Origin of the sequence: Lachnoclostridium sp. Marseille-P6806, assembly GCF_964238185.1 — a bacterium.
Classification (GTDB): Bacteria; Bacillota; Clostridia; order Lachnospirales; family Lachnospiraceae; genus Brotaphodocola.
The window spans coordinates 1-21,284 of the sequence record NZ_CAXSLG010000012.1 but is presented as its reverse complement, the minus strand read 5'-3'; the positions used below and the strand labels follow the sequence as shown (position 1 = coordinate 21,284).

Sequence of the window (21,284 nt, the reverse complement as noted above, 5' to 3'; positions counted from 1 at the left end):
CCGTTTTCTCTCAGATTAAGAACGATAATCTGCGTTAATTTTTACATAATCAAAGGTCAAATCACAGCCCCATGCTGTTGCTGTCTGATCTCCCATTTTCACATCAGCAACCGCCGTTACCTCCGGCTCAGAAAGAATCCTTGTGGCCTCCTCCTCGCTGTAATCCAGAGCCACGCCGTTTTCAATAATTTTCAGCTTTCCTGCTGCGCTTTCAAAGAACAGATCCACTTTTTCCGGATCAAACAGAGCGCCGGAATAGCCCATTGCGCAGAGAATTCTTCCCCAGTTCGCATCATGTCCAAAAATCGCTGCCTTTGTCAGATTGGAGGTAATCACGGACTTTGCCAGAGTTACTGCCTGCTGTTTGCTTTCTGCACCGATTATCTTGACCTCAAAGAGCGCTGTGCAGCCCTCTCCATCCCCGGCCATCTTTTTGGCCAGAGTCTCATTCACCACATTCAGCGCCTGACAGAAGGCATGATAGTCCTCATTTTTTTCTGTAATAACCGGATTTCCGGCCATTCCATTCGCCAGAAGGAGGACGGTATCGTTGGTAGAGGTATCGCCGTCTACGGAAATCATATTGTAGGTATCCTTGATATCCTGACTGAGGGCCTCCTGCAGAAGCTCTCTGGAAATAGCCAGATCCGTTGTCACAAAAGCAAGCATGGTACACATATTGGGATGAATCATGCCGGAGCCCTTGCACATACCGCCTATGGTTACGGTTTTTCCGCCTGCCTCAAACTCCACAGCCACTTCCTTTTTCTCCGTATCCGTCGTCATAATCGCCTTCGCCGCCTCAGTTCCGCTTTCCTGGGTATCGGACAGCAAAGGCGCCATCATCCTGATTCCGGCCGTCAGACGATCCATGGGAAGCTGCATACCAATCACTCCTGTGGAAGCCACTAAAACGCTGTTCTCATCCACTCCAAGAGCCTCTGCTGCCGCCTGAGCTGTTGCTTTACAGTAGCTGTAGCCCTCTGCTCCCGTACATGCATTGGCTATTCCTGCATTGATCACAACCGCCTGGGCCTCCCCCGACTCCTTCACCAGCTTCTGGTCCCATTTTACCGGAGCAGCCTTTACTACATTGGTTGTAAAGGTTCCTGCTGCCTGACAGGGCACCTGGCTGTAAATCACAGCCATATCTTTTCTGTCCTTATATTTGATTCCAGCTGCTGCAGATGCTGCCATAAAGCCCTTTGCAGCAGTTATGCCGCCTTCTATTTTTTTCATTTTCTTCTCACCCTCCTGATTCTTCAAGGTATTTTTACCGGAAACATTCTCTTTTTACTGATTAAACCGGGTAATGTTCTCCTCGTTCAGTATAAAATCATACACATTAAAATCCTCCCGTCTGGTCCAGCCCACACGATTCCAGAATTCATTTCCAAGACTGTTGGATTTGAAGGCCACCAGGCTGACCTTATTGATTCCCTCTACCTGCAGAGCCCGCATGGCAAAATGAGCCATCCGGTGTCCCACTCCCCGTTTCCGGTAATCATCTGCTACGCATACATGGTAAAATGATCCGGTTCTTCCGTCATGGCCGCAGAGAATACTTCCCACTATCCGTCCGTTCTGCTCAGCCACCACGCTGGTCGTAGGGTTTCTCTTTAAAAACCGCTCCACACCCTCTCTGGAGTCATCAATAGAACGAATTCCAAAGCCCTGAATCTGCATCCAGAGCCCATATACCTTTTCATAATCGTCTATGGTCATTTCCCGGATATGTACACTCATGGTTCCTGCCATTGTTTCAAACCTCCCTACGGGAATACCGCAATCTGCCGAAGACCTGTATTCTCCGGAAGCCCGAACATCAGATTCATATTCTGCATTGCCTGACCTGCCGCGCCCTTTACCATATTGTCAATAGCGCCCATCATCACAATCCTTCCTGTCCGGGGATCGATTTGAAATGCAATATCCGCAAAGTTGCTTCCCTCAACCCACCGTGTCTGGGGAACCTGCCCTGGATTCATCACTCGCACAAAATACTCATTTTCATAGTACTTATCGTAAACTGCCTTAATCTCCTCTGCCGTTGCCTCTCTGGTAAGAGAACCATAGGCTGTCACCAGGATTCCCCGGTTCATCGGCACCAGATGGGGCGTAAAGCTGATGGTCACAGGTCTGCCTGCCACATAAGACAGCTGCTCTTCAATCTCCGGCGTATGGCGGTGAGAAGCTACCCCATAAGGTTTCATACTTTCATTCACCTCACAGTACAGACTGGGAACCTTGGCGCTTCGTCCTGCCCCGGAGGTTCCTGATTTTGCATCAATAATAATGGTATCTGGATCAATCAGCCCCTCCTTTACCATTGGATACATCGTTAAAAACGAGCATGTTGGATAGCAGCCAGGATTGGCTATCAGTCTGGCATTCTTTATTTTCTCCCGGTTAATCTCCGGCAGCCCGTACACAGCCTCCGGAAGAAACTGCGGGGTGGGGTGCTTCAGCCGGTACCACTGCTCATAAACTGCCACATCCTTAATCCGAAAATCTGCACTCAGATCAATAATCTTTGTTTTAGACAGAATCTCCTCCGTCAGCCAAGATGCGCAAAAGCCCTGGGGAGTTGCTGTAAAAATAACATCGGCCATATCAGCCAGCTTTGCCATATCGTCATCCTGGCACAGCTCATCTGTCAGGTGAGACATATTCCGGTATATAGAAGAGAAGTCTTCCCCTACATAGCTCCTTGATCCATACCACACAAGCTCTACATCCTCACGCTGCAGCAAAAGCCTTGCCAGCTCTGCTCCTGCATATCCGGTAGCTCCAATAATCCCTGCTCTTATCATAATTCTCTCCCTCTCTTATTTCCTTTTCTGAAAGGATCCGCAGACTCCTTTTCATTTCATCACATTACAGTAATGCCTCGCGAAATTACTTTGTTTCATTATAACCATTTTGTCTTTCCGTGAAAAGTATTTTTTCAGGATTTCGTAATTATACAGCCTATTTGAATATTATGCAATACTTTTTATAAAAATTCAATTTATGCTTGCATTATTTAAAAAAGTGTTGTATATTTATGAGGTCATAACATTTGATTGCAAAGAAAATGGAACATATATGAGGAGGATTATAATTATGAAAGAGAAAGTTGTACTTGCTTATTCCGGTGGACTGGATACCACCGCTATTATTCCATGGCTGAAGGAAACCTTTGACTATGATGTAATCTGCTGCTGCATCGACTGCGGACAGGGCAATGAACTGGACGGTCTGGAAGAACGTGCAAGACTGTCCGGCGCTTCTAAATTATATATTGAAGACCTGGTAGATGATTTCTGCGACAATTACATTGTTCCCTGTGTTCAGGCCAATGCTGTCTATGAAAACAAGTATCTCTTAGGAACCTCTATGGCACGTCCGGCCATTGCCAAACGTCTGGTAGACATTGCAAGAAAAGAAGGTGCTTCTGCCATCTGCCACGGTGCAACTGGAAAAGGAAATGATCAGATCCGTTTTGAGCTGGGAATCAAGGCTCTGGCCCCGGATATTAAAATCATCGCTCCCTGGCGTATGACCGATGTATGGACCATGCAGTCCCGGGAAGACGAAATTGAATACTGCAAGCAGCATGGCATTGACCTGCCCTTTGACGTCAACCACAGCTACAGCCGTGACCGTAATATCTGGCACATCAGCCATGAAGGCCTGGAGCTGGAAAATCCGGCTAATGAGCCCAACTACGATGATCTGCTTGTGATGAGCGTAACTCCGGAAAAAGCGCCGGATAAGGCAGAATATGTAACCATGACCTTCGAAAAAGGCGTTCCCACCAGCATCAACGGCGAAGCCATGAAGGTTTCTGACATCATTCGCAAATTAAATGAGCTGGGCGGAAAGCACGGCATCGGCATTATCGATATTGTAGAAAATCGTGTTGTCGGCATGAAGTCCCGGGGTGTTTATGAGACTCCTGGCGGAACCATTCTGATGGAGGCCCATCAGCAGCTGGAAGAACTGGTATTAGACCGTGCTACTATGGAAGTAAAAAAAGAAATGAGCAACAAACTGTCTCAGATCGTATATGAGGGCAAATGGTTTACTCCTCTGCGTGAGGCTGTTCAGGCATTTATAGAATCCACTCAGGAATATGTTACCGGTGAAGTCAAATTCAAGCTTTACAAAGGAAACATTACCAAGGCCGGAACCACCTCTCCCTATTCCCTGTACAGTGAGTCTCTGGCATCCTTTACTACAGGTGATCTGTATGACCACCACGATGCAGACGGCTTCATTACCCTGTTCGGCCTTCCCCTGAAGGTTCGTGCTATGAAAATGGCAGAGCTGAAGAAAAATAATCTGAAGTAACAATTCAGGACGGCGCAATAAACCAAACTGTGCTGGAAAGCAAAAACAAAACCCCCCGCCGACTCCGGGTTATCTCCGGAATCTGCGGGGGGTTCCTTATATTCCGACGGTCCAGGATCTCCTCCTTTTCCCGCCGTTCTGAATCGTTACCTTACATTTTTAATTTTCTGCTTCTTCCTTTCCGCTTCAGATAACGGATTCCATAATGCTCTGGAATCTGGGCCAGCACAATAGCCACAAATACCAGCACACATCCAACCAGCTCTCTGGCAGACAGCTTCTGTCCCAAAATCAGCCAGCCTGCAAGCAGGGAGAAAACAGACTCCAAACTGAGAATCAAAGATGCCACCGTGGGGTCTACATTTTTCTGAGCTACAACCTGAAGGGTATAGGCTACACCGCAGGAGAAAACACCGGCATAAAGAACCGGAGCCCATGCAGCCCGGATTGCCTCCCAGGACGGCTTCTCATACAAAAACATGAGAATTCCGGAAATAATTCCTGCCGTAAAAAACTGAATGCAGGAAATCACAACACCATCCGCCTTTGGTGAAAAATAATCAATTACCAAAATATGAACCGAGAATCCAATAGCACATAAAAATACCAGAAAATCTCCCCGTCCAATGGAAAATCCTTCCGTAATACATAAAAGATACATTCCCACAGCCGCAATTGCCACACTGAGCCAGGTATTCAGACCTGTGCTTTTTCCCAAAAACAGCCCCAGCACCGGAACAATTACAATGTAAAGAGCTGTAATAAATCCGGCTTTTCCTACGGTTGTCTGAGCAATCCCCATCTGCTGCAGGGTACTAGCGACACAAATTACAAGACCGCAGCAGATTCCTCCAATGACTGCCATATGTCTCTGCTGCTGCCTCTGTCCCCTGCTTACATGTCCGTTTTCTCCTGCTCCAATACTCCGCAGAAAGAAGATACAGGGAATCAGCATCACTCCTCCGATCATAAAGCGGCAGCAGTTAAATGTAAATGCGCCTACATAATTCATTCCCTCACTTTGTGCAACAAATGCCACGCCCCAGATCAGGCCGGTCAAAAGCAGCATTGCCTTGCTGCCTCCTGATTTTCTGTTTCTGTATTCCATACGTCTTTCCTCTTTACCTTACCTTCTTCTTTTTCTTGCTCTTTTATCTGCCCTCTTCAGTATAAGCACGAAAGCCGGAGCTTTCTATCTGGCTTCCGTCTGGAAGAATCCACAAAGCCTCTGTCTTGTCCAAAGATTCAATCAAAGACAGTCCATCTTCCAGCTTCATGTTAAATACGGCTGTAGACAGAGCATCCGCCTCTCCGCTGTCTGGTGAAAGGATGGTCACTGACTGATATTCGTTCCAGGGCATCAGAAGCTCCGGATTAATAATATGATGATAGCGTTTTCCGTCTACCTCATAAAATCGCTGATAAGTTCCGCTGGTAACAAGACACATATCTGTCAGATCCACAACCTGTATATAAGGATTCTCTGCTCCCAGATCCGGATTCTGAATCCCCACTCTCCAGGGCTTTCCATCTCCCCTGGCTCCGATGGTGACAACATTTCCTCCCAGACTTAAAAGAGCATTCGTCACTCCTGCCTCCCGCAAAGTATCAGCCAGCCGCTGAGCTGTATATCCCTTGGCTACTGCCCCTACATCCAGTCTCATCTCCGGATCCGCCAAAAACACCGTTCCTGCCTGACGGTCCAGGTGAATATCCTGAATGTTCATGTGCTTTGCCGCTGATTCCAGCTCGTCCATAGAAGGCACCATAGGAAATTTTGACTCTCCCAGAGCCATTTCCCGGTAATCATGCCAGATAGAAAGCACACTTCCCATTCCCACATGAACGCCTCCCTTTGTCAGCTCGTACTCCTTCAGGGAGAACTCCAGAAGATCCAGAATATCCTCAGAAACCTCTACCGGAGATATTCCCGCGTGATCATTGATGACCTTAATATTATTCACACCCTCGTAGCTGTGATAAATATCATACAGCTGATGATACCTCTCCAGCTCACTGTGCACCAGCTGCTCCCATTTAGCAAACTGCTCCTCGTCCTCTGCGTAAATGGTAATGCTGGTTACGGTATCAAAATACGTCAGATACTGCACATCAAAGGGCTTTTGCTTCTTTCTGCCTCCCACAGCCCCGCAGCCGGCAACAATCCCTGAAAGAGCCAGAACTGCGGCAGCCACCGCCAGCATTCGCCAGCATTTCAAAAACATCAGCCCTCTGCCATTCCTCCGTCTTCTTACACCTTCCTGCATGTTTTACCTCTCTATTCTGTAATCCTTCTGCTGCCTTCATTCCCCTCCGATTTGGCACACATAGCTTTTATGATAGCATAAAAAAAGGATGATGAAAAGTCCATCATCCCTTTTTTCTTCTCTTACTCTGCAAACCCTACACTCTTTAAGAAACGGTCAAAGCCTTCCCGTCCCTCCGGCGTGCATTTATAAACTCCTGCATCCTCCAGAACTCGGGCAAATACCTTACCCACCTCATCCTGCAGAATTCCCGGAATCGTTTCCATTGTTACCTCTCCATAACTGGGCAGGAACTCCTCTACCCAGTCAGCATGCTTGGCTAAAACCTCATTGCTGCGGATATCCTTTCCTTCCACAATATATTCGCCCAGAAGAGCCAGCTCATCTTTCAGACGGGACGGAAGCACTGCCAGTCCCATAACCTCGATCAGGCCGATATTCTCTTTCTTAATATGATGCAGCTCCTGATGAGGATGATACAGTCCCAGAGGGAATTCTTCTGTGGTAATATTATTGCGCAGTACCAGATCCAGCTCATATTTGCTGCCGTTCTTTCTGGCAATCGGAGTAATGGTATTGTGAGGCTCCCCGTCTGTCTCTGCATATACAAAGGCAGCCTCATCCGTATAGGCTCTCCAGGCGCCAAGCACCTTATCGCCCAGCTCAATCAGCTGATCCGGATCTTCTCCCCGCAGACGGAGTACAGACATGGGCCAGCGGACAATTCCCGCCTCCACATCTTCAAAACCCTTCATGGTGTAGTGCTTTTCTATGGGCGCCTTTGCCATAGCAAAGGTATAATGACCGCCCTGGAAATGATCGTGACTTAAAATGGAACCTCCCACAATCGGCAGATCCGCATTGGAGCCCAGGAAATAGTGTGGGAACTGCTTTACAAAATCAAACAGCTTCACAAAGGTAGCCCGCTCAATCTTCATAGGTGTATGCTGTCCGTTAAACACAATACAGTGCTCATTATAATATACATACGGAGAATACTGGAATCCCCACTTACTGTCATTTACCGTAATCCGAATAATCCGGTGATTATTTCTCGCCGGATGATTCAGTCTTCCTGCGTATCCTTCATTTTCCATACACAGCAGACATTTGGGATATCCACTCTGCTTTGCCAGCTTTGCCGCTGCAATCGCCTTGGGATCCTTCTCCGGTTTGGAAAGATTGATGGTAATGTCCAGATCTCCATACGGTGTGCTGGTCACCCACTTCTGATCCCTGCACACCCGGTATCTCCGGATATAATCGGAATCCTGGCTCAGCTTATAAAAATAATCGGTCGCGGCTTCTGCCCCCTGCTTCTCATAAAGATCCCAGAATCTGGCAATCACCTCAGACGGTCTTGGCATCAGACAGTTCATCAGCTTCGTATCAAACAAATCCCGGTAACCAATACTGTCCTCAATAATGCCCTGGCTGCAGGCATAATCCAGCAGTTCTTTTAAAATTGCTTCCAAATCCCTGGAGCTGCTTTCCTCAGATGAAGCTTCTGCTTCAGCCGGCTCCTCATATTCATCCAGACGCAGCGCTTCCAGAAGCTGGTTAATCGCATAGGTTCTGTCATTCTCTGTAATCAGCCCGGTTTCCAGACCATACTCTACCAGGTTTCTAATTGCATTGTAAACCATACCTAAATACCCCTTTTCTTTTTCATTCCTGTAGAATTTCTGCTTTTAGTATAACTCCAAACCGTTCTCAGATCTATACAATAATCTTTGAATTTCCTGGAATTTATACTTTGGGGGATTACAAATTCCGACTTTTCACATAAGTATTCAGAGCATGCACACAGTATTCATTATAGGGATACTGATCCGTCGTTACATATCCGGCAGGCGCATCAATCAACTGCGGAATCCGGTTTACCAGGGTTGCACAGGTCATCTCCACTGTAGCAGGACGGTTGACAGAGATCGTTGTCTCTGGCTCTCCCACCAAAGTCCAGTCATTCCGGTCGAACTCATCCGGTGCAAAAACCTTTCCTACACACTCAGTTACAAACGTAATTCCCTCTTCGGTCTCTGTTGTTACCACAGCCCGCATACCTGTAGGATCTCCTGCCTTGATAGTAGCATTAAGGGTTTCGGAGAACAGATCCTCTGAATGGGTTGTTGGATAGCACCTCTGAGTCTGTGATGTAACGTGCAGCTTCATCTTACTGCAAAGCCATCCGTTCTGATTCCACATATAAGAAGGAACGTACTTTCCGCTTTCCACCAGCTCCTTCAGCTCTGCTTCTGACATATGATTAATATTTGCAATCTCTTTTTCAAACCGCTCCGGCGTAAATCCTGCGCCATGGCCTTCTGCCAGAGCAATTCCGTAGTCCTCTACATTATACCAGCTGCTGCCCAGAATCTTCGTGATCTTAAAGGAAGAACCTGCCAAATTCGTTACCATAGTTCCCCACACCAGATCACAGTAGCCTACGCCGGTCAGGGTACAGTTTCCTGCCTTTGCAAGCTCATCCAGTCTGGAAGTCAGAGCCGGTGAGGAATTCCAGGGATACAGCGCCTCCTCGCAGGTCGTAATCGCATTGATGCCATGCTTCGCACAGATCGTAAAAATATCCTCCAGCTCGGCAACCGTACTTCTTGTTGCAATAATGCAGACATCCGGTTTCAGAGAGCCCAGGATTTCCTCTGCCTTCTCTGCGGGAGAAACGCAGACTCCTGTTTTGGGATAATCCTCAGCAACAATCTCAGACGCATCCTTTCCCAGCACGGCTGGATTAATATCAAAGGCTGCCACCAACTCTGCCCCTTTTTCTATAGCATAGCGAAGCAAATACTTTGCCATCTTTCCACATCCATACTGTGCAAACGTGATTTTTCTTTCCATACGAGAATCTCCTTTCCTGTATGACATCCGAACAATAGGTATAATATCAGTATACACCAACAGCCCTGCATCCAGTCAAGATTCTTTTTCTTTTATTTTCAGATTTCTTCCAGATACTTTCTCTATTGTATTTATTTTTTGTATTTTCCTATATCATTATATAATGTTCCAGCATTCCTTCAGGTTTCTGCCTTTCGCCTTGCTACCTCCCGCTTTTCACAGTTCCCAGATAGTTAATTCCTTCCTCCTGCAGAATTATTTTTTCTGTAAAGACCTGAGTTTTCTCCTGATATACATAATCACGGATTTCATATAATGCGGTTCTTGTATCCCGAACAGTAATATGAAGACGGTTGTCTATATCCATCCATACATCCGCTTCTGGAATGCCGAGCTGTATCTTTTCATCTAACAGAACGAAAACACCGTCTGCTTTTTCTGCCTGAATCACAAAATGGCAGGAATCATCCAGCATCAGTTCTCCATTCTCCACCATGTCCTCCTGTGCGTACAGCCCCAGCTCCCAGCTTTCCTCACCATGAGAAAAAACAAAGGTTCCATAGCGCTCCATCCCTTCCAGGGTTCTTTGCTCTTCAAAAATCTCTCTCTGACCTTCAGGAATCTCTTCTGAAAATTCCTGCAAAAGCTCGTCCGCAGTTTCCTGAGATGTTTCCTGTAAAAGCTCGTCCCCGACATCTGAGCTTTTTTCTGCAAATTCCTCTGCAGGTATTTCTGTATGCTCTTTCGGGTCCGCCGCCTTCTCCATCTGGCATCCTGTCAGAATTCCTGCGGAAAACAAAACTGCCAGAAAACCCTTTTTCCAGATTCTCCATTCCGTTACTCTGCCTGTTTTTTTCTCCATAACCTTTTTATCCATATTCTTTTCACACATCATAAGTTTCTTCACCTGCCCTTCTTTTCTCTATCATATCATGCTCCCTTCTCTCATGCTTTACCCTTTCCTTACGATTCTATGTTATTTTCAGACAGAAATGTTTCCTCGTATGAATTCTCTTCCAACCCATGGCGGTCCCCGCGGAGCGTTTTTGTTTCACAGGACGTAATTTCCTGTGGAACAAAAAAGCAGAGCAATCACGCCCTGCTTTCCCACATCCTGTTATTTCCAGTTAAATTCGCTCAACCATCGGCAGAAGCCGTTCAACAACCAGTCCTCCCAGAAGTCCAATGACGCCTCCCGTAATCACTCCAGCTACTAAAAGCACTGGAAGATAGGAAAAAACTCCGCCGGTTCCTGTAATCAGCGCCGCCACGGTCAGCTGACCGATATTATGAAAGATACCGCCCAGAATACTGACTCCAATTTCACTGAACCATTTGTATTTCTTTGCTGCAATCATCACCGCCAGACTGAAAATCCCGCCGGCCAGGGCATACAGCATACTTCCCGGATTGCTGAAGGTAAATCCTACAAGAACAATACGGACTAGAGCAACTGCCGCTGTTCCTGCTGCGCCCACCGTATAAAGCCCCACCACATTCACCAGATTGGCAAGACCCAGCTTGACGCCTGGAATCGGAACTGGTACCGGAATCATTGCCTCCACATAGCTGAAAATAAACGCCAGAGCAATCAAAAGTCCATAAAGCGCTACTGCCCGTGCTCCTTTCCTGCCATCTTCCCTTCGTCTGACCATCTTATTTCTCCCTCCGGTCCCTTTCTCTTATTTGACATCCTGCGGTATCTGTGATATAGTTTCAGACACTGACGAAATGTACTGTTTCTTCAATAGTATATCATTTCACTTACATTTTAGAAAGAGGTTATTTCCTATGAAAAAGCACAAAAAGGAACTGATTCTGATTCTTGCAATTCTTGCTGCCGCCGCAGTCGGATTCTTTATAAACTATCAGAACAGCCGCCGGCCTGCTGTTTTAGTAGAGGTTTCTGTAGATGGAGCAGCCATCGCCTCCTACGATTTAAATGAAAATCTGGATACAATCATAGATGGTTATCAGGGCGGCACCAATCACCTGATCATTCAGGACGGCGCAGCCTGGATCAGCGAGGCCACCTGCCCGGATAAGGTCTGTATCCATCAGGGACGTATTACCATGAATGGAGAGCTTCTTGTCTGTCTCCCCAATCGGGTCATTGTTACCATTACTGAATCCCAGCCCGAATAGCGGACATATAGATTCCCATACAGTATTTTATATCCGGAACACATATTCTGGCTCAGAAAGAGCAAAAAAGACCAGCGCATGGATATAATGCAATCTCAGCGCTGGTCTTCTCTAATGTTGGTCTATTTCTCACAAAGAGACATCTTAATAATTTTCAGGATGTAAAAATACTGTATTTGTCCAAACAGAATGATAAATGACATTTCCGAATATACAGTCAAATCTTTACTCTACCCGTAGCATTCGATAACCAACACCGATATGTGTCTGAATATATTGGGGGGATTCAGGGGGTATTTCTATTTTCTTACGAAGAGTCGCCATAAAGACTCGAAGAGAAGCAATATCATTTTCCCAGCTGTGCCCCCATATTTTTTGTGTAATGTAGGTGTGGGTCAGAACCTTTCCTACATTTTGAGAAAGGATACACAACAGTTTATACTCGATTGGTGTCAAATGTAATTCCTGCTCATTCAAGTAAGCACATCCAGCGGCATAATCAATCCGAAGCTGTCCATTGGAAAAGACTGCTGCACCTGCCGAAGATTCGCTTTCCATCATTGCAATTCTCCGCTGGGTAACACGAAGGCGAGCCAATAGCTCCTCCACAGAAAATGGTTTTGTAATATAATCATCTGCACCAGCATCCAGAGCGTCTATCTTATCGGTATCTTCGCTTCTTGCGCTGATAACAATAATTGGCACATTAGACCATGTCCTGATTTTTTTGATCACATCCACGCCTTCTATGTCCGGCAAGCCCAAATCCAAAAGTACAATATCCGGATTGTGGGAAGATGCTTCTAAAATTGCAGCCTTCCCATTGGGAGCCGTTAGATGCCGGTAATCATGTGCCTTCAATGTGGTTGTAATCAAATTTTTTACGGAAGAATCATCTTCCACAACTAAAATAAGTGGTTTATTCATGTATTTGCGCCTCCTCAGCAGGTAATGTGAATGTAAACACTGTTCCATGTGGTATGTTATCGGAAACAGAAATCGTACCGCCATGTGCATGGATAATCGATTTGCACAACGACAGTCCCAATCCTAAGCTACGCCGGCTGTCTGCAATCTTATTCGCACCACTATAAAACATATCGAACACTTTCGGTTTCAGCTCATCTGGAATTCCTTCCCCATCATCTGCTACAGTAACAATTACATGCTCGTCTTGCTTCCTTGTTTTTATCTGAATATGCGAGCCTTTTGGAGTATACTTAATGGCATTGTCTACAATATTGATAATGACCTGAACGATCAGTCTGGCGTCTATTTTAGCAAGGATAAAATCTTCTTCATGTTTTACCGTAATGCAATGCTCTACACTTTTACGATTTACATGGTGCAATGCCTCCGCAATTACTTCATCTATCAAATTTGCAGACGCACGAATATTCAGCCGCCCTTCCTCTATCCGAGTAACGGCGAGAAGATTTTCCACAAGATTAATCAACCACATGGAATCGTCGTAAATATCGGTATATAGCTGGAGCTTGGTATCTTCGTCAAAGGATTTTCCGTTTGACAAAAGATTGCTGGCATTGCCGGAAATAGAAGTCAGGGGAGTGCGAAGGTCATGGGAAATCGCCCGTAGAAGATTTGCCCGAAGCTGTTCATTTTGGGCAAGAATTGCCGCTTCCTCTTTCTCTCTGGCGTTTTTCTCATTTTCCAATGACATTGCACACTCACCAAGAATCGAAAGCAAAATGCTGTTCTCAAAAGCATCCAGAGGCTGTTCGCCAATGACGATTCCCACCACACCGTACACTCTGTCCATAATCCGGACAGCAAGATAAAGGCATTTTGCATCAGAAAGTGTATCTGTGGTAGCGCCTGCATGTTTGTTGTTTTTCAAAACCCACTTTGCCACCCCTTTTTCATTTACAGATAGGCAGCTGTTATCCAAAACATTCCCGTCCGGTGAAAAAGTACGTGCTTCTCCAAGCAAGCCATTTTCTACAGGATAAAACACGATCCCCCTCCCAAGCAACTTGACAAGCTGCCTTGATGTGGCAGAAATAATATCCTCTTGATTTTTTTCCTGTTGCAAAATCTGATTCGTGTCAAATAAAACCTTGGTGCGATATGCAGCCTGTGCGGATTGTTTGGCATGATTCTTGAGTTGTGTGGCAAGAGAACCTGTCAGGAGTGCCGCAAGAAACATGATAATAAAGGTAACTGGATATCCCTGATCGTATGCTTCCAATGAAAATCTCGGAACGGTAAATAAAAAATTAAATAGCAAAACGCTCACGATGGAAGAAATGAGGCTGTAAATCCAGTGTGTTGTGATAGCCGAAGTAAGCAGCACTCCCAAGACATACACCGTAATGATATTAGCTTCGGCAAACCCTAATTTCTGAAATAGAAACCCGATGCCACTTGCAGCAAGCAAAATACCGATACTTTTTGCAAGATCGGCTGGAGAAAATACCAGACGCCTGATTCTTTTTGATTTTTTTGCATAGTAGGGAACAGGGGCAAAAGTTGTATCGGGAATAATATGCACATCTAAATTGGGGGCATGGGCAATCAACTTTTCTATCAGTGTAGGTTTGCTGAATAAATGCTTTTTCGCAGCGGCACTTCGTCCGATCACAATTTTTGATACACCGGAAAGTCTCGCAAATTCTGCAATTTGTAAGGGAATATCATCGCCATATACAGTTTCTATCTTTGCCCCTAATTGTCTGGCAAGATGCACATTGTCCCGAAGTCTTTTTTTATCTTCCGCTTTCATAGCAGAAAAAGCTGGTGTTTCTACAAATAATGCCGTAAAATCACTGCGGAAAGCATTTGCCATTCTTGCGGCAGTTCGAATTAATTTTGCGTTGGAGGGAGAGGAAGAAAGACACACAAGAATATGCTCATCGGTATGATAATCACCATGACTTTTGATTCTGCTGTTTTCGGTCAGGATATTTACCCGATCTGCACAGCGGCGCAGTGCAATTTCCCGAAGAGCTGTTAAATTTTCTACAGTAAAAAAGTTATTTACTGCCCGCTTTGCCTGGGATTCCTGATAAACATTTCCCTCTTTCAACCGTTCGATCAGCTCCTGAGGTTCAATATCCACAAGCTCTACCTGGTCAGCCTGATCGAAAATGGAGTCAGGGATGCGTTCACGCACAAAAACGCCAGTAATAGAAGCAACCATATCATTCAGACTTTCGATATGTTGTACATTAACTGTAGTATACACATCAATTCCAGCATATAACAGCTCTTTTATATCCTGATAGCGTTTTGCATGGCGGCTGCCGTCGGCATTTGTATGAGCCAGCTCATCTACAAGAATCAACTGTGGCTTTCTTTGAAGGGCCGCATCAATATCAAATTCCCGGAGGGTAATCCCATTGTATGGAACACTTTTACTCGGAAGCACTTCCAGACCATGCAAAAGAGCAGCCGTTTTTGGTCGTGCATGAGGTTCGATATATCCGGCAACCACATCAATTCCACGTTGCTTTGCCTCATGAGCTGATTTCAGCATAGCATAGGTTTTTCCGACTCCAGCGGCGTATCCGAAAAATATTTTCAAACGTCCTCTGGTTTTATCTCGTTCTTCTTCCTGAATTGCTTTCAAAAGTTTATCAGCTATAAAATTATTCTCACTCAAAAGTTCTCACCTCTTATCATTACATTAGTTTGACCTATATCCCATTAAGTTGCAAAAAGGATCTGAATACAGACATTAAGATTGCATAAAGATTATACAATATAACGGTCTTTTTTTCAAACCAGCTAAATTCTAAGCGATTGCATCACAGAATTTATCATATTGCTTTAACAGTTCGACAAACTGATTTAATTCCCGTTTATATAGTTCTCTTTTCCATAATACTTTTATCATAATCGGAGTTGTATCAATCGGATTAATAGGAATGTCAATTACGAATGTACTTAAAGAATTGCGCTTCAACATAATAAGTGCAGACGAGTATTCTTCCTTTTGAATTTCCTGACAATCCGCTGCAACAAATCCTAAATCAAAATTATTTTCTGTCAAGCCTTCCTGTATCTCATGTATATTTCCAGTCATGAAATATATATCGCAATCCGGATTTCTTTTAGAAAATTCTTCCAGCAAATCGGATAAAGAAGCAGCTATGAAGGAATCCTCCATAGCTATACGAAGGGCAGAGGTGTGTTCCATCACTTCCAGCCGACTGTAATTATCGTTTAAGAAATGATCTACCTTATCCATGATATAAAAACCAAAGACAAACATTGCCATGACTGCACCTATTAAAATAATTTCTTTCATTTCTTTCCTTCTTTCGCAGCTGCAAAGACCTCAAAGCCACCTGTATTTCTTTCATTTTATCTTTATTTTTATAAAATGTGTATGAGTAAACATTGAAACGCATTAAGATTGTATAAAAGGCAGGAAAAGATTTTTCCTGTCTTTTAACATCTCATCCTGCCTCCTTTTCAGTTTTGAAGCAATCCCATTGCTGTACCAAGTTCAATGTTCACTTTTACTACATTCACAGTCTCCTCTCCAAATACTCCTAACAGCTTACTGGTAGTATGATTCTCTATGATTTTACGCACCTGATCTTCCTCCAACCCAGAAGCAGCTACAATACGAGGAATCTGGATTTCAGCTGCCTTTGGAGAAATATGAGGGTCAAGACCGGAGCCGGAAGCCGTCAGCAAGTCAGTAGGAATATCCTCCGGCTTTACATCCGGATTTTTTTCCAGAAAAAGTGCCATATCTGCCTCCACTCGTTCTACAAGCTCAGGATTAGACGGCGCATAGTTATTAGAGCCGGAACCAATTCCGGAAAATTCCGTTCCGTCCTGATAAGTTTGAGTCCCGTCCGCATTTTCTATGTATACATTGTAATGGTAAGCAGACGGTCGGCTCCACAAATAATAATCTTCTGTAAATTCCTGCCCTACATTCTCTGCTGCCACTGCCTTACCGTTTATTTCTATCAAACTGCCTTCAGCCTGATGCGGGAAAAGAACCGCAGAAAGACCGGAAAGTAAAAGCGGAAACAGCAGTCCGCAAACCAACATCAGCACCAGAGATACGCCAAAGGCTTGCCTTGTATAATGTAACATTCCTTTTATATTCTCTTTCATGAATAATCAACCTCCGTCCTATTACAGTCCCAGCAGTGCCAGCAATGGGTGAATGATCATATCAATCAACTTAATACCCACAAAAGGTGTAATGACACCGCCAACACCAAAAATCATCATATTCCGCAACAGCATTTTCCCCGAAGACATGGGACGATATTTTACACCTTTCATTGCCAGTGGGATCAGACACGGTATGATAATCGCATTGAAAATCAAAGCAGAGAGGATGGCGCTGTATGGCGTAGCTAAATGCATGATATTAAGAACCCCTAATTCAGGGATCGCCATCATAAACATCGCCGGAATAATAGCAAAATACTTTGCTATATCATTGGCAATGGAAAAGGTAGTTAAGCTTCCCCTTGTAATCAGAAGCTGCTTACCAATCTCCACGACTTCCAGAATTTTTGTAGGATCGGAATCCAAATCCACCATATTGGCAGCCTCTTTTGCCGCTGTTGTACCACTGTTCATGGCGAGTCCTACATTCGCCTGTGCCAGTGCAGGGGCATCGTTTGTACCATCTCCGGTCATAGCCACGATTTTTCCTTCAGCCTGCTCTTTCTTAATAACTTCTATCTTATCCTCCGGCTTACATTCTGCGATAAAACCATCAACACCGGCTTCCTTTGCAATAGTGGCGGCAGTCAGCGGATTATCTCCGGTACACATAATTGTCTTGATACCAATGGCTCTCAGCCGTTCAAATCGTTCCGCCATTCCCGCTTTTACCGTATCTTTCAGATAAATAACTCCTAAAATACGATTATTTTCACAGACTGTCAGGGGCGTTCCTCCAAGAGAAGAAATTTTTTCCACTTCTTCTCGTAAATTTTTGGGAATATGCCCACCCTGTTCTTTTACATAATTCTCTATTGCTTCTGCCGCACCTTTTCGGATTTTTGTTCCGTTAGGAAGATCCACACCGCTCATACGGGTTTGTGCGGTAAACTCGATAAAGTTAGAACCGGGTGTTTCCGTGCTGTTGTCACCCATACGGCGAGCAAGTTCCAGCGTAGATTTTCCCTCCGGCGTCTCATCATGAAGGCAGGTCAGCGCCGCACAGCGAATCAGCTCGCTGCGGTCTGCACCTTCCACTGGGAAGAAATCGGCCGCCAGACGGTTTCCGTAGGTAATCGTACCAGTTTTATCAAGAATCATGGTATCCACATCACCACAGGCTTCTACTGCTTTACCGGACATGGCGATTACATTGAAGCGGGTCACTCGATCCATACCTGCAATCCCAATAGCTGAAAGCAAACCGCCAATGGTCGTAGGGATCAGGCAAACAGCCAGGGCAATCAGCGTCGAAATCTGAAGCTGAACGCCGGAATATACTGCCATCGGATAAAGGGTAACGATCACAATTAAAAAGATAATCGTCAAAGAAACCAGTAAGGTATTGAGCGCAATCTCATTGGGCGTTTTTTTACGGGAAGCGCCTTCTACCAGTGCAATCATACGATCTAGAAAGCTATTGCCGGGATCAGAAGTAATGCGGATTTTCAACCAGTCTGAAACCACGGTTGTACCTCCGGTAACGGAGCAAAAATCTCCGCCGGACTCTCTGACAACCGGAGCCGATTCACCTGTAATAGCGGATTCATCCACAGAAGCGACTCCTTCGATTACCTCGCCATCACCGGGGATAATTTCACCGGCAGAAACCAGAACGACATCATTCTTTTTCAGCTCGCTGGATTGGATGTCTGTTGTAGAACCGTCCGAACCGAGCAGATGCGCCGTGGTATCTTTTTGCGTCTTTTTCAGGCTTGCCGCCTGTGCCTTGCCTCGGCCTTCAGCCACAGATTCGGCGAAGTTGGCGAACAATACGGTCACGAACAACACCACGCAGACAATGATGTTATATACCCTGAGATTGCTGGTTGCTATATCGCCAAACAAACCAGGAAGGAAAGAAAGCAGCAGGGTGATAAAGCAGCCTACTTCCACCACAAACATCACCGGATTTTTCATCATATATCGTGGATTCAGCTTTACAAAGGAACCGATGACCGCCTGATGGAAGATTTCCGGCGTCATCAATTTTTTTGTTTGTTTTTTACTCATATTCGTTTTGCCTCCTTACGCCCATAGTGTCAGATGCTCTGCAATCGGACCGAGAGCCAGCACCGGAAAAAATGTCAGCGCCGCAAAAATATAAACGACAACGACAAGAATAATTGGAAATGCAGCCGTATCTGTATGCAGGGAACCGACGGAGTCATTTACAAATTTTTTCTTCATAAACGAACCTGCAATCGCAAGCTGGATCACAATGGACAAATATCGTCCAAAGAACATGGCAAGACCGGTTGTAATATTCCAGAATATGGTGTTGTCTGCCAGTCCTTCAAAGCCGGAGCCATTATTGGCTGCTGATGAAGAAAATTCATAAAGCACCTGGGACAGTCCATGAAAGCCAGGATTCGTAATGCCTTCCAAACCAGCCTGTGTCCCTACCGCTAAAGCGGAAAATGCCAAAATCAAAAACGGATGGATAATGATACAAAGGGCAGTGAGCTTCATTTCACGGCCTTCAATTTTTTTACCCAGATATTCCGGTGTCCGTCCGATCATCAAGCCACAGATAAAGACTGCTAAAATTGCATACATGATCATGTTCATTAAACCGACACCTTTACCGCCGAACACCACATTGAGCATCATGTGCAAGAGTGGGATCATACCGCCCAGTGGTGTTAGGGTATCATGCATATTATTGACTGTACCGGTAGTAAAAGAGGTAGTCGTGGTTGTAAACATTGCTGATTGTGCAACGCCAAACCGAACCTCCTTGCCTTCCATACTTCCCATCGACTGAGACAATCCAGCTTCTGCCAATGCTGGATTTCCTTGAGATTCTGCCCAGAAGCAAATGCCCAGACCAATCACAAAAAGAATACCCATCGCAGCAAAAATGGTTCTGCCCTCCCTACCAAAGAAACGGGCAGTAAAACTGCGGGAATCTACGCCGCTGCAAACTGTAAGAGCTGTACTGCCTGCCTGTGCCTCACATTTGCGGTCACGAACCATTTTACCGAATGTGATTACACAAGCACCGGGAAGCAGCATCATGGAATACAACTCAATCAGGTTGGTAAGAATCGTAGGATTTTCTATAGGTGTAGCAGAGTTTGCACCGATAAATCCGCCGCCATTGGTTCCCAAATGTTTGATGATTTCCAGAGCAGCGACCGGACCCTGTGCGACGATCTGTTTGGCACCCTCAATGGTATCTACAATCACATTGCCGCTGAAGTTCTGCGGAACACCCTGCCAGACAAGAAGCAAACCGCCAATGATGGAAAACGGAAGCAGTACACGAGTGGTGATCCGGACCAGATCCGAATAAAAGTTTCCTACATTATTTTTACTTTTTCCAGCCAACCCACGGATAAAAGCAACACAGGCAGCATATCCGCTGGCTGCGGAAACAAACATCATAAAGGTAATGACCAGCATCTGGGAAAGATAACTCAGACCGGATTCCCCTGAATAATGTTGAAGGTTGGTGTTCGTCATAAAACTGATAATCGTATTAAACGATAAGGATTCCTCCATAGCTCCTACACCGTTGGGATTGAAAATGGGAATACTTTGAATCCTCAAAATCATATACCCCAGTAAAATCATAACTGCGTTTGTACCAAGCAAAGCCAGGGCATATTTTTTCCAATCCATCTTTTTGTGTGGGTCAATGCCGCTTATCTTATAAATCACATCATCCACACGATTCAATACCGGATCGGCAAAGGTATGTTTTCCGGCGGCAATATGATATAAATAGCTACCTACCGGAATGACCATAATCAAATAAATGAGAATCGTCAACACAAGTTGAAGCATCGTTTTTTCCTCCTTTACATATTAGAATTTTTCCGGATGAACCAATGCGTACACCAAATAGCCACCCATTAAGAGGAGAATACCTCCAAGTACATACATCATAAAAACAATCTCCTTCCTATTCGTTTTGATCGACCTGTTTCTGACACCAATGAATCAACAATGCAATCGTTCCACAGCAAGCACCTAAAAGAAGCAGCATCCAAATATCAAGCATTTTTATTTCCTCCTTTAATGCGATTTTTCCATTATCTTAATCTCTTTTCCATGAAGTCGGTAAAAGTCTTTTTTACTTGCCATAAAGTTGCCATAAAGATGTTAGACCCAACCGAAAGCAAGGGAAAATGGCAAGACAATCACTGTGGTACCTGTTGCAACAGCAATCAAAGTAAAAATGGGCATCCCAATAAACAGAGCAAAAAATGCAAAATATGGATGATGAAAAGTAAAGCGTTCCGCCTTCTTCTCAAATTTATCTTCGTATTTATGAATGGATTTTATTAAGGTTGTCATAGTCAATTCCTCCTTTTGTGTTTACAAGAGTAGCATAGAAGGAATTAAAACAGGGAAAAGAGGTTTTGATTGAAATTAAAAAGAAGTAAAATCGTGTTCACATAATTAGCAGATTGTTTTTTGGAAAGAGAGTACATGAGACCGTTTCAAGTTTTGTGTAAACTCAAAAAACTGATATAAGATATGTCATTAGTTATTCTGGGCAGAGCCGAT

Annotated in this window: 19 protein-coding genes; 2 read left to right on the top strand and 17 right to left on the bottom strand. The window is 44.8% G+C overall.

Translation table 11 applies throughout. The features are described from left to right. Positions 1 to 15 precede the first annotated feature (15 nt). Genes argJ through argC form a run of 3 tightly spaced genes read right to left on the bottom strand, consistent with a single transcriptional unit; the run spans position 16 to position 2,813 of the window. Positions 16 to 1,239, bottom strand: coding sequence for a bifunctional glutamate N-acetyltransferase/amino-acid acetyltransferase ArgJ (gene argJ / locus ACESON_RS14095; RefSeq protein WP_177958499.1), 1,224 nt, complete (start codon positions 1,237 to 1,239; stop codon positions 16 to 18). Positions 1,240 to 1,293: 54 nt separating this feature from the next. Next, entirely contained in the window at positions 1,294 to 1,758 is a 465-nt protein-coding gene (locus ACESON_RS14090; protein ID WP_177958500.1) for a GNAT family N-acetyltransferase, read from the bottom strand. Positions 1,759 to 1,772: 14 nt separating this feature from the next. Next, a complete protein-coding gene (gene argC / locus ACESON_RS14085) occupies positions 1,773 to 2,813 on the bottom strand; it encodes an N-acetyl-gamma-glutamyl-phosphate reductase (RefSeq protein WP_373110544.1) in 1,041 nt (346 codons plus the stop codon). A 292-nt stretch (positions 2,814 to 3,105) separates the two neighbouring features. Between argC and ACESON_RS14080 the strand changes: the two genes are divergently transcribed. Further along, positions 3,106 to 4,335, top strand: coding sequence for an argininosuccinate synthase (locus ACESON_RS14080; RefSeq protein WP_177958502.1), 1,230 nt, complete (start codon positions 3,106 to 3,108; stop codon positions 4,333 to 4,335). A gap of 151 nt (positions 4,336 to 4,486) precedes the next feature. On the opposite strand, the gene ACESON_RS14075 is transcribed toward ACESON_RS14080, so the two are convergent. From ACESON_RS14075 to ACESON_RS14050, 6 genes are all read right to left on the bottom strand, one after another. Next, on the bottom strand, positions 4,487 to 5,443 hold the full coding sequence (locus tag ACESON_RS14075) for an EamA family transporter (RefSeq protein WP_177958503.1): 957 nt from the start codon (positions 5,441 to 5,443) through the stop codon (positions 4,487 to 4,489). 43 nt (positions 5,444 to 5,486) lie between these two features. Continuing rightward, positions 5,487 to 6,602, bottom strand: coding sequence for an FAD:protein FMN transferase (locus tag ACESON_RS14070; protein WP_373110543.1), 1,116 nt, complete (start codon positions 6,600 to 6,602; stop codon positions 5,487 to 5,489). A 122-nt stretch (positions 6,603 to 6,724) separates the two neighbouring features. Further along, positions 6,725 to 8,248: a UDP-glucose--hexose-1-phosphate uridylyltransferase gene (gene galT, locus ACESON_RS14065; protein ID WP_373110541.1), complete on the bottom strand. Its 1,524-nt coding sequence runs from the start codon at positions 8,246 to 8,248 to the stop codon at positions 6,725 to 6,727. Between the two features lie 118 nt (positions 8,249 to 8,366). Then, a complete protein-coding gene (locus tag ACESON_RS14060; protein WP_177958505.1) occupies positions 8,367 to 9,461 on the bottom strand; it encodes a dihydrodipicolinate reductase in 1,095 nt (364 codons plus the stop codon). 202 nt (positions 9,462 to 9,663) lie between these two features. Next, complete coding sequence (locus ACESON_RS14055; RefSeq protein WP_373110539.1) at positions 9,664 to 10,356, bottom strand: hypothetical protein; 693 nt, start codon at positions 10,354 to 10,356, stop codon at positions 9,664 to 9,666. 232 nt (positions 10,357 to 10,588) lie between these two features. Next, positions 10,589 to 11,116, bottom strand: coding sequence for a Gx transporter family protein (locus ACESON_RS14050; protein WP_177958507.1), 528 nt, complete (start codon positions 11,114 to 11,116; stop codon positions 10,589 to 10,591). A 136-nt stretch (positions 11,117 to 11,252) separates the two neighbouring features. Here ACESON_RS14050 and ACESON_RS14045 point away from each other — a divergent pair, with 136 nt between their 5' ends. After that, positions 11,253 to 11,606: a NusG domain II-containing protein gene (locus ACESON_RS14045; protein ID WP_177958508.1), complete on the top strand. Its 354-nt coding sequence runs from the start codon at positions 11,253 to 11,255 to the stop codon at positions 11,604 to 11,606. A gap of 225 nt (positions 11,607 to 11,831) precedes the next feature. On the opposite strand, the gene ACESON_RS14040 is transcribed toward ACESON_RS14045, so the two are convergent. The 8 genes from ACESON_RS14040 to ACESON_RS14005 form a co-directional block, all read right to left on the bottom strand. After that, positions 11,832 to 12,533 (bottom strand): response regulator, encoded by a 702-nt coding sequence (locus ACESON_RS14040; protein ID WP_177958509.1) that lies wholly within the window; start codon positions 12,531 to 12,533, stop codon positions 11,832 to 11,834. Then, complete coding sequence (locus ACESON_RS14035) at positions 12,526 to 15,228, bottom strand: ATP-binding protein (protein ID WP_177958510.1); 2,703 nt, start codon at positions 15,226 to 15,228, stop codon at positions 12,526 to 12,528. The genes ACESON_RS14040 and ACESON_RS14035 overlap by 8 nt, the downstream gene beginning before the upstream one ends. A 132-nt stretch (positions 15,229 to 15,360) precedes the next feature. Next, positions 15,361 to 15,876 carry a LysR substrate-binding domain-containing protein gene (locus tag ACESON_RS14030; RefSeq protein ID WP_177958511.1) on the bottom strand — a complete coding sequence of 172 codons (516 nt, stop codon included), beginning with the start codon at positions 15,874 to 15,876 and terminating at the stop codon, positions 15,361 to 15,363. Between the two features lie 167 nt (positions 15,877 to 16,043). After that, complete coding sequence (gene kdpC / locus ACESON_RS14025; RefSeq protein ID WP_177958512.1) at positions 16,044 to 16,703, bottom strand: potassium-transporting ATPase subunit KdpC; 660 nt, start codon at positions 16,701 to 16,703, stop codon at positions 16,044 to 16,046. Between the two features lie 21 nt (positions 16,704 to 16,724). Then, a complete protein-coding gene (gene kdpB, locus ACESON_RS14020) occupies positions 16,725 to 18,779 on the bottom strand; it encodes a potassium-transporting ATPase subunit KdpB (protein ID WP_373110536.1) in 2,055 nt (684 codons plus the stop codon). 15 nt (positions 18,780 to 18,794) lie between these two features. Further along, entirely contained in the window at positions 18,795 to 20,558 is a 1,764-nt protein-coding gene (locus tag ACESON_RS14015) for a potassium-transporting ATPase subunit KdpA (protein ID WP_177958514.1), read from the bottom strand. 21 nt (positions 20,559 to 20,579) lie between these two features. Continuing rightward, a complete protein-coding gene (locus ACESON_RS14010) occupies positions 20,580 to 20,627 on the bottom strand; it encodes a potassium-transporting ATPase subunit F (RefSeq protein WP_373110599.1) in 48 nt (15 codons plus the stop codon). Between the two features lie 249 nt (positions 20,628 to 20,876). Continuing rightward, positions 20,877 to 21,071 carry a hypothetical protein gene (locus tag ACESON_RS14005; protein ID WP_177958515.1) on the bottom strand — a complete coding sequence of 65 codons (195 nt, stop codon included), beginning with the start codon at positions 21,069 to 21,071 and terminating at the stop codon, positions 20,877 to 20,879. Between the last annotated feature and the right edge of the window lie 213 nt (positions 21,072 to 21,284).